We start from the raw sequence: 13,846 nt of genomic DNA, 5'->3' as shown, positions 1-13,846 counted from the left end.
GGCAGGCGGCGGGGCATTGCGCGCGCCACCGCGCGCGGATGCGGCACGGGCGGCCGCCAGCGCGGCACGGGCCGGCGACATGGCAGCATCCGGCGCTGGGCGCGCGGGTGCGGCGGGCGCAGCCGGTGCGGTGGTTGCAGCGGGCTCGGCCACCGGTTCGGATACGGGCGCCGGCGCCGCCGGCTTTGCCGCCACGGGCATCGGCGCCGCTACAGCGGAAGGTGCAGCGGAAGGTGCAGCCGGTGCTGCCGCCACGGCGGCATGCCGGGGCGTGGCCGGATCGGCCGCCAGCGCCGCACTGCGCGGCCGCGACGGCGCGGCGCCGCCGCCCTGCCCTTGCGCCACGGTCGGGGGCGTCGGCTCCGGCGACGCCGAGGGCCGGAACGCCAGCATGCGCAGCAGCGTCATGGTGAAGCCGGCGTACTCGTCCGGCGCCAGCGCCAGCTCATTGCGGCCGAGGTTGGCAATCTGGTAGAAGAGCTGCACTTCCTGCGCGTCGAACACGCCGGCGAGGCGGCGCACATCGTCCGCCTCCGGCCATTCCTCCTGCACCGAAGCCGGCACGGCCTGCGCCAGCGCCACCTTGTGCAGCAGCGAAGCCAGGTCCTGCAGCGCGCCGGCAAACGACAGGCTGCGGTCGGCCATGGCATCGGCGATGCCCAGCATGGCGGCGCCATCTTCGGCGGCGAGCGCATCGAGCAGCTGCACCAGGAAACCCTGGTCGATCGCGCCCAGCATGCCGCGCACTGCTTCCTCGGAGACCTGTCCCGCGCTGTAGGCGATGGCCTGGTCGGTCAGCGACAGCGCATCTCGCATCGAGCCGTGCGCGGCCTGCGCCAGCAGCCGCAGCGCGTTGCCGTCATGGGCAATGCCTTCCTGCGCCAGGATATGGTCCAGGTGCGAGACGATATGCCCCGGCGGCATCTGCTTGAGGTTGAACTGCAGGCAGCGCGACAGCACCGTGACCGGGATCTTCTGCGGATCGGTGGTGGCGAGGATGAACTTGACGTGCCCGGGCGGCTCTTCCAGCGTCTTCAGCATGGCGTTGAAGGCGTGGTTGGTGAGCATGTGCACTTCGTCGATCATGTAGACCTTGAAGCGCCCGGTCCCCGGCGCGTAGACCGCCTTGTCGAGCAGCTGCGCCATCTCGTCGACGCCGCGGTTGGAGGCGGCGTCCATCTCGATGTAGTCGACGAAGCGGCCGCTGTCGATCTCGGTGCAGGCCTTGCACACCCCGCATGGCTGGGCGGTGATGCCGCCGTTACCGTCAGCGCCGGTGCAATTCAGGGCCTTGGCCAGGATCCGCGAGAGCGTGGTCTTGCCGACCCCGCGCGTGCCGGTGAACAGGTAGGCGTGGTGCAGCCGCTGCTGTTCCAGCGCGTGCGTGAGCGCGCGGACCACGTGCTCCTGGCCGACCAGCGTGGTGAAATCCCTGGGGCGCCATTTGCGCGCTAGAACTTGATAACTCATGGCGGCGATTGTAGCAAATGGCGACCGCCCGCAACCCGCGGCGGGGCCGGAGTTTGCGGCCTGGAGCGCAGGCCTGCCAGCGGCGCCGCGCCGCTGGCGGGTTTCAGGCGCGGGACGGCCTCAGCCGCATTCGCCCACGTAGCCGCAATTTGCGCATTTCGCACAGCCGTCGACCTTGTGCAGGGCGTGCGCGCCACACTCCGGGCAAGGCTTGCCGGTGCCCACGCCGGGGGTGACCACGCCGGCGCCGGCCTGGACCGCGATCCCGGCCTCCGCGGCCGCCGCCCCGCCCGCCTCGCGCTGCGCCAGGCGGGCTGCCAGCGCCGCCACCGGCACCTGCCCGCCTTCCGCATCAAGGAAGCCACGCTTGATCAGGATGCGCTGCAGCGCGTAGCCGAGCGCCGCCACCTCCGAGTCATGGAAGCGCGGTACCTCGGTGCCGTCCTGCCGCACCAGCGAGCCATAGCGCACGGTGCCCTTGTCCCACACCACGTTGCGCATGTCGGCCAGCGCCTTGGCGACCGAGCCGCCCGAGCGCGCCACCATCGACAGCAGCCGCATGGTCGAGGTGATCCACTGCTGGCCCTCGCTGCGCTGCCCCGCCGGCATGAAGAACTCCACCGGCCGCTCGATGGCCACGGGCCTGCCGTCGGCGACGCCCGCCACGCGCATGAAATTGACGGTCAGGTAGACGGTCTTGTGGCCTTCGTAGGTCAGGTATTCGACCTTGGAGGTCACGCCCTCCAGGTCGCCGACCGGCCGGCTGTTGAACGGGCGCACCAGCGGGTTGTCGTCGGCCACCGCAGCAGGCGCTGCCGCCGGGGCGTCGACCGACAGCACCGCGCCAAGCACCGGATTGGGGCGATAGGTCGCCAGCCCCTTCAGCCCCGCCTGCCAGGCCTCCAGGTACAGGTGGCGGAAGGCCTCGTACGGATAGTCCTCCGGCACGTTGACGGTCTTGCTGATGCTGGTGTCGATATACGGCTGCACCGCTTCCAGCATGCGCATATGGTCCAGCGCCGACATCTGCAGCGCCGTGACAAAGCTGTCCGGCAGCTGCGCCATGTCGGCGCCCATGTGACGGTAGAGGCGCCAGGCGTGGTCCGCCACCTCGAACGAGCGGTAGCTGTTGTCCGGCATCCGCTTGCGGCGGTTGTAGGTCCAGGAGAAGGCCGGCTCGATGCCGTTGGAGGCATTGTCGGCAAAGGCAAGCGTGATCGTGCCGGTCGGCGCGATCGACAGCAGGTGCGAATTGCGCAGGCCGTTGCGCGCAATGGCATCGCGCACGGCCTGCGGCAGCCGGCTGGCGAAGCCGCTCTGCAGGTAGGCGTCGACATCCAGCAGCGGGAAGGCGCCCTTCAGCGCCGCCAGTTCGGTCGAGGCCAGGTAGGCCTCGTCGCGCATGCGCTCGGCAATGCGCGCCGCCAGTTGCCGCGCCGGCTCGGTGTCGTAGCGCAGGCCCAGCATCACCAGCGCGCTGCCCAGCCCCAGGAAACCCAGGCCGACGCGGCGCTTGGCGTGGGCCTCGGCCTGCTGCTCGGGCAACGGCCAGAAGGTCACGTCGAGCACGTTGTCGAGCATGCGCGTGGCCACGCGCACCACTTCGGCAAAGGCATCGAAGTCGAATTCAGCCTGCGGCGAGAACGGCTGGCGCACGAAACGCGTCAGGTTGATAGAACCCAGGCAGCAGCAGCCATACGGCGGCAGCGGCTGCTCGGCGCAGGGATTGGTGGCCTCGATGCGCTCGCAGTAATAGAGATTGTTGTCGGCATTGATGCGCGACAGGAACAGGATGCCAGGCTCGGCGTGGTCGTAGGTGGCCTGCATCACCTGATCCCACAGCTGCCGTGCCGGCAGGCGGCGGTACACCCACTGGTCGTCGTCGCGGCGATAGGCGCCGGCGGCGATCATGTCGGCGCCGGGCTCGGCTTCATGGATCAGCTCGACCTCGCCGTCGGCCTGCACCGCGCGCATGAATTCGTCGGTGACGCCGATCGAGATATTGAAGTTGGTGAGGTCGCCCTTGTCCTTGGCGTGGATGAAGCTCTCGATATCGGGATGGTCGCAGCGCAGCACGCCCATCTGCGCGCCGCGGCGCGCGCCGGCGGATTCCACCGTCGCGCACGAGGCATCGAATACCTTCATGAACGACACCGGCCCCGACGCGCGCGAATGCGTCGCGCGCACCAGCGCGCCCGCCGGCCGGATCGCCGAGAAGTCATAGCCGACGCCGCCGCCGCGGCGCATGGTTTCGGCCGCCTGCGCCACCGCGGCATAGATGCTGGGCCGGCCGTCGCGCGCTTCCGATACCGAGTCGCCCACCGGTTGCACGAAGCAGTTGATCAGCGTGGCCTGGATACCGGTGCCGGCGGCGGAATTGATGCGCCCGGCGGGCACGAAGCCGTTTTCCTGCGCCCACAGGAAGCGCGCGCTCCAGGCCTCGCGCTGGTCCTCCGGCTCGGCCTGGGCCAGCGCCAGCGCCACACGCTGCCTGACGTCGGCAATGCTGCCTTCTTCGCCTTTGGCGTATTTTTCGATCAGGACTTCGGTGGAGATTTCCTGCGGCGCCATGGCACCGTGAATGATCTGGTCGTTTGCGTTCATGTCTGGGCTCACCACGCTCCGAGGTTGGGTGAATCGGTGGATCCGGGACGCGCATCGCCGGCGCGCCGCGCCGCTGCAATGCGGCGGCCTGTCATGGTCGGGCCAGCGCGGCCTGCACTGCCTGCGCCAGATCAAGCCGGCGCCTTGCCGCATGCAATGACCCGTGGCGGACAAGGCAATTCGACGCGATGCCTCGGACTAGGTTACAATGCCGCTCGGACGGGCCTCCTCGCATGGTGGCGCGGTCAACCTGGTCAGGTCGGGAACGAAGCAGCCACAGCCGTTTTCCACCAGTGCCGAGGGTCAGGCTCGTCCACCTCCCCGCTATCCCTCCTGCTTCACCCTTCCACCGCTTCACCCCACGCTTACGCGAACAGCTTTCCGCATCGTTTCCGCATCGACATGCGCACGCCGCCTGCAGCGCCGTCCCTGTCACTTTAGTACAGCATGCCATCTGGCGCGCGCCGGACCCGGCGCACCCACGGGCCATTCTGCGCCGATTTGCGGAAGCTGTCCGGCGCGATCGCCACTCAGAATAGCGAACCCTGCTGCGTCAGCATCGGCGGCGCCAGCCGCTCGGCGGGAATCCACTGGCCGTCGGCAGTGGCCACGCCGGCCTCGATGCGCTTGCCCGGGAACAGCGGCGCGACCGCCGCCACGTAGCGCCCCAGCTGCGCGCGATAGGCGGCGTGCTCCTGCGGCAGCAGCCTCAGCTTGTAGTCGACGATGACGACGCGGTCGTCGAACTCGACCAGCCGGTCGATGCGCAGCAGCCGGCCGCGCGCGTCATACAGCTCGACTTCATTGCGCGCGCTGCCGGCCTCGTCCGACGACAGCAGTGGCGCCAGCGCCGGCGCGCCCAGCATCGCGCGCACCGCCGCGAGCGCTTCATCTACCTGCTCGCGCCACGCTTGCCGTGCCTCGACGGTATGCGCGCCGGTGAGCGGGAACCAGCGCAGCACCGTGTCGATGTCCGGAATGCCGGCAAAGGCTTCCGGATAGCGCGTCAGCCGCTCCAGCAGGGCGTGCACCAGTTCGCCGTGGCGGGCTGCCGCGGCGTTGAAGACGATGCCGTCGTCTGCCGACGGATCCTCCTCGGCCCGCGCGTCGTCCTCGAACGATGGCAGCGCCCCGGCGTCGCGGTAGCGCAGGCGGAAGTCGGTGAAGCGCACCGGCTCGCTCAGGCGTGCCAGTACTGGCGCCTCGCTGTCGCCCGCTTGTTCCGGTTGCCCGGGGTACGCGGGCAACATCTCGCCCACGCCCGCGCCCTGCAGCCGCACGTACCAGCTGCCGGCGATCTCCGCGTTGTTCTCACCGGCGGCGGCGCGACTGGCGCGGCCCTTCACGCCGCTAACCAGCAGGCCCTGCTGCGCCCGCGTCATGGCGACGTAGAGCAGGTTCCAGTTCTCCCGCTCGCCCAGCGCAGCCTCGGCCTCGAACATCGGCGCGCGCGCCAGGCCGCGTTCGCTGCGCTTGCCATACGCCGAGAAATGCCGCGGCACCGGCGACGACGGCGGCCAGTCGACCAGGATCCCGCCCTTGTCTGCGGCGGGATCGCTGTGGTTGGCATCGAGCAGCACCACGAACGGCGCCTCCAGGCCCTTGGCCGCATGCACGGTCAGGATGTGCACCGCGTCGAGGCCGGCAAAGGCGGCATCGTCCTCCGCCGGCTCGACGTCTTCGGCGTTGTCGCCCATGCCGCCTTCGTCGGGGCTCTCGCCCTCGTCGCCACGGCGGATCTCCTGCAGCTCGTCGATAAACTTGGGCAGGCTCGGGTAACGGCCGCCGTCCAGATCCAGCGACAGCTTCAGGAAGGCATCAAGATTGGCCAGCACCTGCTCGCGGATATCCTGCGGCGCGGCTTCGGCATAACGGCGCCTTACTTCGCCGCCGTGGAAGATCTGGTCGATCAGGTCGTGCACCGGCTGGTGCGGCGCGACGCGCAGCCACTGGCGCAGCCGCGGCACGCCTTCGCGCAATGCGTCCGAGACGTGCCCGGGCAGGCCGCTGGCTTCGATGCGCGCCCACCAGCCGCCCTCGCCTTCCAGCTGCGCCAGGGCCAGCAGGTCATCGTCGGTCGCGCCGACCAGCGGGCTCTTGAGCACATGGGCGAGATCGAGATCGGACTCCGGTGTCATCAGGAAGGCCAGCAAGGCCGACAGGTCCAGCGCTTCCAGCGTGGCCAGCAGGCCGCCGCGGCGCGGGCTCAGGCATGGGATGCCTCCCTCGCGCAGCGCGCGCTCGTAGTCGGCGAGATGGGTCTTGCGGCGCACCAGCAGGTGCATGTCGCTCCAGCGGGCGGGGCGCGTGGCGCCGTTCTCGTGGACCGGCACGGTGTCGCGCACATGGCGCAGCCACGCGGCCACACGCCGGCCTTCCTCCAGGCGCAGCGAATCGCCGGCCTGCCGGCGCGGCTGCAGCAGCGTGTCGCGGTGCATGGCGCCGTCGCCGGCCTGCGCTTCCGTCTCGCTCGCTTCGCTGTCGCCCGCCTTGCCTTCGGCTTTCTCTTCGGCCTCTACCAGCGGCAGCAGCCACACCGGACCGCCGCCTTCGGCCAGCGCCGAGGTCTGCGTCTCGTACAGCGGGTAGCGCCCTTCCGCGCGCGCCGCGTCGAACACGGCATTGACCCACTCCAGCACCTCGGCGCGATTGCGCCGGGTGCGGTTGGTGCGCAGCACCGTCGCCCCGAACGCGTCGCGCAGCATCTCGCCGGCAGCGCCGAACAGGCGCGCGTCGGCGCGGCGGAAGCGGTAGATCGACTGCTTGGGATCGCCCACAAGGAACACCGTCGGGCGCTCGCCCAGGCCTGCGTAACCAGCCAGCCAGCCTTGCAGGATGCGCCACTGCAGCGGGTTGGTGTCCTGGAATTCGTCGAGCAGCAGGTGACGGTAGCGCGCATCGAGCCGCACCTGCAGGTAGGTCGCGGTTTCTTCGTCGGACATCAGCTGCGCGGCCTGCCATTCGAGGTCGGCGAAGTCCATCGCGCGCTGTTCCTGCTTGTGCTGCTGGTAGCGCGTCAGCAGCGCGTCGCCGATGCAGAACAGCGCCTGGTTGATGGCGAGCACCGCGGCCTCGCAGCAGCGGGCGCTGATCTCGTCGAGCATCGCGCAGATGGAAGCATGCTGGTCGAGCAGCGTATCGACCATGCCCTCGCCTCCCGCGGCCTTGACGAGGGCGTTGGTCCGGCGCAGCGAGCGCGGCTCGCCCGTGGTGGTGAAGAACGCCGCGCGCAATTGTGCGAACACGCGTTCGGCGGCCTTGCCCGGCGCCGCGCCGGCTTCGCGCCAGGCAGTAATGGCCATCAGCGCGTCGGTGATGCGCGTGGCATGGGTCTGCTCGGTCTTGCCGCCGCCGCCCAGGCGCAGTGCCAGCGTCTCGCAGGCATCGCGCCAGCCTTCGTCGGCCAGCGCCTGCAGCAGCACGTCGCCCTGGGCGTCTTCACCAAGGCAGTCGGACAGCGCCTGCAGCGGGCTGCCGCCCTCCTGCATCGCCCACCATTCGCTGCGGGCGTGGAACATGGCGTCGAGCAGCGCGCGCGCCTGGAAGTCCCCCACGGTGTCGACCAGCGTTTCCCATGCGGCGCGCAGGTCTTCGTATTGCGGCGTGGCCAGCGCGCGCCAGACCGGCGCCCACGCTTCACGCTTCATGCGCAACGCATCTTCGCGCAGCGACGCGCCGGGCACGATGCCCGACGCCAGCGGCGCGCCGCGCAGCAGCGTACCGAACCAGCCGTGGAAGGTATCGATGGCCATGCGCCCGGGCGCGGCCAGCACCTGCGCGTGCAAGCGGCGCGCGCGCGGCAGCGCCTCACGGGCGGCCTCCGGGCTCAGGCCGCGCTGCACCAGCGCGGCGATGACGTCGTCGTCGGGATCGCGCGACAGTTGCGCCAGCACTTCCAGCAGGCGGTCGCGCATTTCTTCGGCGGCCTTGCGCGTGAAGGTGATCGCGAGGATCTCGTGCGGCGCGGCGCCGGCCAGCAGCAGGCGCACCAGGCGCGCCACCAGCAACCAGGTCTTGCCGCTGCCGGCGCAGGCCTCGACCACGACGGAGCGCGCAGGATCGCAGGCCGCGCGGGTGAACTCGGCCTCCGACACGGGATGGCCATCGCGCTGGTAAGGCTGGACCTGGGTATTGAGCGGATCGTGGACCATCAAGTTTTCAGCACCGGCACGGCGGTGGATTCCCAGAAGCCCTTGCGGCACAAGCCGCGGGCGGTGCAATACACGCAGGCCGAGGCATCGCCGAACGCGGGCAGCCGCGCGCCCTGGCGCAAGCGCATCACGTCATGGCGCATCTGCCGTTCGAGCCAGGTGACGGCGGCCTGGAAGTCGGGCAGCCCGACCTCGCGTTGCGCCGCCGCCGAGGTGTCGCGCGCGCTTTCCTTCGCGCCTTCAAGCGACACCCAGCTGCCGTCCACCGCATCGGCGCGCAACAGCCCGTAGAACGGCAGCTGGCAGTCTTCCTCGACCTCGGCCAGCTTGCGCTTGAGCCGCGTGGCACTCTGCGTCTTGTAGTCGAGCACCGCATGCGCGCCGTCCGGCCCCTGGTCGAGCCGGTCGATGCGTCCGGTCAGCCGCAAGGGCTGGCCGTCGGGCATGGGCAGGTCGATGCCGGCATCGAGCTCGCCGCCGCGCCAGAACCAGCCCTCGGCCTCGCGCGCCGACTGCCAGGCGACATACGACGGCAGCACCTCGCACCAGCGCCGGTAATAGGCAATGGCATTGCCGTCCTCGGCCATCAGCGCGCCGAACACATCGTCCGAAATCTCGCGCAGCCGCGCCAGGCGCTGGTCTTGCGGCAGCGTTTCGCCGCGCTCGCGGCGCGCGTGCAGGTCCTTGTGGTAGCGCAGCAGCACGCGGTGCAGGTGCTCGCCGATCTCGCGCTTTTCCAGTTCGTCGCTGACGGTCTCGAGCCCGGCGAGGCCGAGCATGCGGCCGGCGAAGAACTGGTACGGGCAGCGGCGCAGCATGTTGTAGGCCTGCGCGCTCCAGCGCTGCGGCACCAGCTCCGGCAACGCGGACGGCGCGGGCATGCCTTGCGGTTCGGCGAAGGTTTCATGGGCCTGCGGCACGGCGTTGCCGTCGATGACGACGCCGCTGCGTGCGCAGCATGCCGCCAGCCGCTCGATCCAGCCCGATACGTGATGCGGTTCGCCGCGGCCGCCGAAGCGCTGCCAGGTCATCACCACGTCGGCGTTGTTCAGCAGCACCTCCGCCAGGTCGCGCGCCTGCTGGGCGAAGCGCGCCTCGCGGTCTTCGAGGTCCAGCTCGCGGCGCATCTGGTTGGAGAAGAACATCAGCTCGGCCGCGCTCGACGGCAATTGCGCATCGTCGCAACCTACGATCACCACGCCCTCGAAACGGCGCATGCGCGCGCCGTTCAGCGGCAGGATGGTGATGCGCGCCGGGCCGCTTGCCGAAGGCTCCTTGTATGCGACCGATTCGAGCAGCGCCGACAACATGGCGCGGAACTCGCCCTGCGACAGCGTGGCGTGGCCGCCGGTTTCATCGTGCGGCAGCTCCTGCAGCCGGGCCAGTGCGTCGAGCAGCTGGCTGCCGGCATCGTCGGCTCCCAGCGCGGCGCGCATGCCAAGGCCGTCGAGCATGCCGTCGAGCCGCTCCAGCCACGTTGCCAGCGGATGCTGCGCAAGGCCGCGCGGCCAGCGTGCCGCCTCGTCGGCCAACACGGCGACCAATGCACGTGCGGCGCGACGCGGCGCCTGGGCTGCCTCGTCCGCCTGTTCGTCCTCGTAGCTGCCAGGCTCGGGCGCGCTGGTCGGTACGCTGCCGAACAATTGCCGAAGGCGCGGCCAGCCGCCGGTAATGCCCTCGCGCCGCACCTGGCGCTCCAGCAGCGCGATGGCCGCGCCGCGCTCGGCGAAATCGGGCAGGCAGAACGGGCTTTTCAACAGGTCGAGCAGCGCCGCGGTATCGCCGTCGCGCACCAGCAGGTCGAACCAGCGCATCAGCGCGGCGGCCGCGCGCGTGGTCGACAGCTTCCAGCCGGTCTCGTCGCGCACCGGTGCGCCGGCACGCGCCAGCAGCGCCCGCGCGCGCCGCGCCACCACGCGGTCATGGGCCACCAGCGCAACCTGGCGGCGGCCTTCGTTGAGCCATTGCACCAGCTGCGCCGCTGCGGCCGCGGCTTCGTCCTCGAAGCGCGCGCTGCCGATCACGCGGATGGCCGGGCGTTGTTCGGGCAGTGCCGGCATGGCGGGCGGCGCAGTGACGTCTCCATCTTCGGCAATCCGTGCTTCGGGCCACAGCGACAGCAGCGTCTGGTACCAGTCGGCGGCGTCCGCATCGGAGTCCACATCTCCCTGCCCCGCCCAGTCGTACCCGACCTGCAGTACCGGCACCAGTTCGGCGGCATCGCGCAGGAACGCGGCTTCGAGCGGCGTAGGGGGCGTCGGCGCGATCCACACCACCGGGCCGCGCAGCTGCTGCGACAGTTCGCGCAGCACGCGGCGCCGCGCCGGCAGCGGATCGTCGGGCCCCGACAGCGCCTGCCAGAACGCCAGCACGATGCGCGCCTCTTCGCCGAGGAAGCGTTCGGACAGGTGCGAGTAGGTGCGTTCCAGCGCGCCCTGCAGCAACGCGGCGCGGTCGTCGCCGTCAATGTCGTCGTCATCGCGGATGGCGGCGTCCTCGAGCCAGCGCGCATTCAGCTCGTCGCAAATCGCAAGCAGCGTTTGCGACAGGCCCCACGCCGCGGTCTCGTTCTGCGCGCCGAAGGCGCGGCGCAGCCATTCTTGCCCGCGCACGGCCTGTTGCACCGCCAACAGCCGCGCCGCATGGCTGCGTAACGGCGTGCCGTCGGGCGGCAGGTCCAGCAGCCAGTGGCCCAGCGTCAGCACGCGCGGCAACAGGCGCGGCCGTCCGGCCGCACGCGCGGCGGCATCGAGCGCCTCGCGCACGCCAGGAATCTGCGCGGCGGTCGGCACCACTACGTGTGCGCCGGCTTCGGGCGCGCCGCAGCGGTCCAGGAAAAACCAGGCAGCAGTGGCCGCCTGCTCGAGGAAATCAGGGCCAGGGCGAAAACTCAGCGACGTCATGGGCTCTTGAGCCGCAGCGCGGCGTGGCTGCGGTAACTGCATCGGTCGGGGAAGAAGTCAGGCGTCAGGGCGTCAGGGGGCAAAGAGAATACCGCACGCCGCCGGCCAGCACGGCCGGCGGCGATTCATGGAAGGGCCCCGGTGGGCGGAGCCGCTTGCGCGCGGGCGGGCCGCTCAGTGCGTGCCGCCCTCCAGCCTGGCGCGGATCTCGCGCGCGGTCTCGAGCAGGCCCTCGTAGCCGGAGCGCGCATGCTCGGGCAGGTCCGGGTCGCCCACCAGGGTACCCAGCGTCTCGATGATGCTGTAGACCAGGCCCTTGGCGGCGCCGCTGGCAATGCTGTTGGTCTCGACCGCGCTGCTGATATGGTCCAGCGCATCGCTCAGGTGGTCCACGTCCGGCGCCTGGCCGGACTCGGGCTGGGTAGGCTTGCGGGGATCGGTGTTCATATCGATGACCTTGTCGATGGCCGCCTTGTCGATGGCCTTCTGGGGAGAGCAGGGTTCGTGAGGATCGGCCGGCCGGCGCGCGGCCCGCTTTCTATTCTACGCGCACGCAACGCGGATCCGGCACTGCGCCGCGCCCCCATGTGCACGCCATGGCACCCACACCGATTGGCTGAATCTCTTGGCGCCATTGAAAATAAGCATTTCTACTAATCACCCGATTGCAGCAGAATCATTACCGTTGCCGGCGGGTTTTCAGCCCCACACCGGTGCCGGTCTTGAAAATCGGCAAACTGGTAACATATCGGCAGCAACGGGCGCGGCTACGGCCGCCAGAGCCAGCCGGCAGGCGGCAAAGGCGTCCCCGGCGGGTCCGCGCAATCTCGTGTAAGGTTACGGTTCTGCCCTACCCAGTTTCCCGGCCTTCAACATAAACAGAGCGAAACCAGAGGTTTTCCGCCATGAGCGAACAAATCAAGTATGTGAGCGACGCCTCCTTCGACGCCGACGTCCTCCAGTCCGACAAGCCCGTCCTGCTCGATTTCTGGGCCGAATGGTGCGGCCCCTGCAAGATGATCGCCCCGATCCTGGACGAAGTCGCCAAGGACTATGGCGACAAGCTGCAGGTCGCCAAGATCAATGTCGATGAAAACCAGCAGGTCCCGGCCAAGTTCGGCATCCGCGGCATCCCGACGCTGATCCTGTTCAAGAACGGCGCGGTCGCGGCCCAGAAGGTCGGCGCGCTGTCCAAGTCGCAACTGACTGCCTTCCTCGACGGCAACCTGTAAGCTGCGCACCGGAGCCAGACCAGCCGCTCCGGTTTTGTCACGATCCGACGTGCGTGCGCCACACCCTGGCGCACCGGTCGGATTGTGCTAAGATGCCACCAACAACTCCCCGAGCGTTCGCTCATTTTTCCCCCTTCTCTTTCAGTCTCGCCCGTCCGGGCAAATCTGTACCCCTCGTCTATGCACCTGACAGAACTCAAATCGCTTCACGTGTCTGCGCTTCTCGAAATGGCGGCAACGCTCGAGATCGACAACGCACAGCGGATGCGCAAACAGGAACTGATGTTTGCGATCCTGAAGAAGCGCGCCAAGATGGGCGAAACCATCTTCGGAGACGGCACGCTGGAAGTTCTGCCGGACGGCTTCGGCTTCCTGCGCTCGCCGGAGACTTCGTACCTGGCCAGCACGGACGATATCTACATCAGCCCGTCGCAGATCCGCCGCTTCAACCTGCATACCGGCGACTCGATCGAAGGTGAAGTGCGCACGCCCAAGGACGGCGAGCGCTACTTTGCGCTGGTGAAGGTGGACAAGGTCAACGGGCAGCCTCCCGAAGCGGTCAAGAACCGCATCATGTTCGAGAACCTGACGCCGCTGCATCCGAATCGGCCGCTCACGCTCGAACGCGACATCAAGGCGGAAGAGAACATCACCGGCCGCATCATCGACATGATCGCGCCGATCGGCCGCGGCCAGCGCGCGCTGCTGGTGGCCTCGCCCAAGTCCGGCAAGACCGTGATGCTGCAGCACATTGCACACGCGATCGCCAACAATCATCCGGAAGCCGACCTGTTCGTACTGCTGATCGATGAGCGTCCGGAAGAAGTGACCGAGATGCAGCGTTCGGTGCGCGGCGAAGTGGTCGCGTCCACCTTCGACGAACCGGCCATCCGCCACGTGCAGGTCGCCGAAATGGTGATCGAGAAGGCCAAGCGCCTGGTCGAGCTGAAGCGCGACGTGGTGATCCTGCTGGACTCGATCACCCGCCTGGCGCGTGCCTACAACACGGTGGTGCCGGCCTCGGGCAAGGTGCTGACCGGCGGTGTCGACGCCAACGCGCTGCAGCGTCCGAAGCGCTTCTTCGGCGCCGCGCGCAACCTGGAAGAAGGCGGTTCGCTGACCATCATCGCCACCGCGCTGATCGAAACCGGCAGCCGCATGGACGACGTGATCTATGAAGAGTTCAAGGGCACCGGCAACATGGAAGTGCACCTGGAACGCCGCCTGGCCGAAAAGCGGGTCTACCCGTCGATCAACCTGAACAAGTCCGGCACGCGCCGCGAAGAACTGCTGATCAAGCCGGAAATCCTGCAGAAGATCTGGGTGCTGCGCAAGTTCATCTCCGACATGGACGAAGTGCAGGCCATGGAATTCATCATGGACAAGATGAAGGCCACGAAGAACAACGCGGAGTTTTTCGATATGATGCGCAGAGGCGGCTAAGCCTCGGTGCGGCGTACCGCTTACGGACGCGCCGCAAGATGAA

The 13,846-nt window shown here is 69.1% G+C and carries 7 protein-coding genes and 1 other RNA gene; 3 read left to right on the top strand and 5 right to left on the bottom strand.

Translation table 11 applies throughout. The features are described from left to right. A partial coding sequence (locus E1J61_RS22085; protein WP_133096128.1) for a DNA polymerase III subunit gamma/tau occupies window positions 1-1,470 on the bottom strand: 1,470 nt, incomplete at its 3' end. A gap of 120 nt (window positions 1,471-1,590) precedes the next feature. Then, window positions 1,591-4,074 carry an adenosylcobalamin-dependent ribonucleoside-diphosphate reductase gene (locus tag E1J61_RS22080; protein ID WP_133096127.1) on the bottom strand — a complete coding sequence of 828 codons (2,484 nt, stop codon included), beginning with the start codon at window positions 4,072-4,074 and terminating at the stop codon, window positions 1,591-1,593. Window positions 4,075-4,292: 218 nt separating this feature from the next. Here E1J61_RS22080 and ffs point away from each other — a divergent pair. After that, an RNA gene (ffs, locus tag E1J61_RS22075) (signal recognition particle sRNA small type) lies at window positions 4,293-4,391 on the top strand. Window positions 4,392-4,604: 213 nt separating this feature from the next. Here ffs and E1J61_RS22070 read toward each other — a convergent pair. The 3 genes from E1J61_RS22070 to E1J61_RS22060 form a co-directional block, all read right to left on the bottom strand. Continuing rightward, complete coding sequence (locus E1J61_RS22070) at window positions 4,605-8,225, bottom strand: exodeoxyribonuclease V subunit beta (protein ID WP_207951240.1); 3,621 nt, start codon at window positions 8,223-8,225, stop codon at window positions 4,605-4,607. Beyond that, window positions 8,225-11,128, bottom strand: coding sequence for a PD-(D/E)XK nuclease family protein (locus E1J61_RS22065; RefSeq protein WP_133096126.1), 2,904 nt, complete (start codon window positions 11,126-11,128; stop codon window positions 8,225-8,227). The genes E1J61_RS22070 and E1J61_RS22065 overlap by 1 nt, the downstream gene beginning before the upstream one ends. Before the next feature lie 174 nt (window positions 11,129-11,302). Continuing rightward, window positions 11,303-11,575 carry a hypothetical protein gene (locus tag E1J61_RS22060; RefSeq protein ID WP_116322035.1) on the bottom strand — a complete coding sequence of 91 codons (273 nt, stop codon included), beginning with the start codon at window positions 11,573-11,575 and terminating at the stop codon, window positions 11,303-11,305. A 458-nt stretch (window positions 11,576-12,033) separates the two neighbouring features. On the opposite strand from E1J61_RS22060, the gene trxA reads away from it, so the two are divergent. Continuing rightward, complete coding sequence (gene trxA, locus E1J61_RS22055) at window positions 12,034-12,360, top strand: thioredoxin TrxA (RefSeq protein WP_029046118.1); 327 nt, start codon at window positions 12,034-12,036, stop codon at window positions 12,358-12,360. 180 nt (window positions 12,361-12,540) lie between these two features. After that, window positions 12,541-13,803 (top strand): transcription termination factor Rho, encoded by a 1,263-nt coding sequence (gene rho, locus E1J61_RS22050; protein WP_042886485.1) that lies wholly within the window; start codon window positions 12,541-12,543, stop codon window positions 13,801-13,803. Window positions 13,804-13,846: the final 43 nt, after the last annotated feature.

Source organism: Cupriavidus sp. L7L (assembly GCF_004353535.1).
GTDB lineage: Bacteria > Pseudomonadota > Gammaproteobacteria > Burkholderiales > Burkholderiaceae > Cupriavidus > Cupriavidus oxalaticus_A.
The sequence above is the reverse complement of the archived record's forward strand: the minus strand, read 5'-3'. Positions and strand labels throughout refer to the sequence as shown.

Excerpts from the sequence above, each read along its gene's own strand:
- trxA (WP_029046118.1), top strand. The coding sequence starts at position 12,034 with ATGAGCGAACAAATCAAGTATGTGAGCGACGCCTCCTTCGACGCCGAC.
- E1J61_RS22070 (WP_207951240.1), bottom strand. The coding sequence starts at position 8,225 with ATGGTCCACGATCCGCTCAATACCCAGGTCCAGCCTTACCAGCGCGAT.
- E1J61_RS22080 (WP_133096127.1), bottom strand. The coding sequence starts at position 4,074 with ATGAACGCAAACGACCAGATCATTCACGGTGCCATGGCGCCGCAGGAA.
- rho (WP_042886485.1), top strand. The coding sequence starts at position 12,541 with ATGCACCTGACAGAACTCAAATCGCTTCACGTGTCTGCGCTTCTCGAA.
- E1J61_RS22060 (WP_116322035.1), bottom strand. The coding sequence starts at position 11,575 with ATGAACACCGATCCCCGCAAGCCTACCCAGCCCGAGTCCGGCCAGGCG.
- E1J61_RS22065 (WP_133096126.1), bottom strand. The coding sequence starts at position 11,128 with ATGACGTCGCTGAGTTTTCGCCCTGGCCCTGATTTCCTCGAGCAGGCG.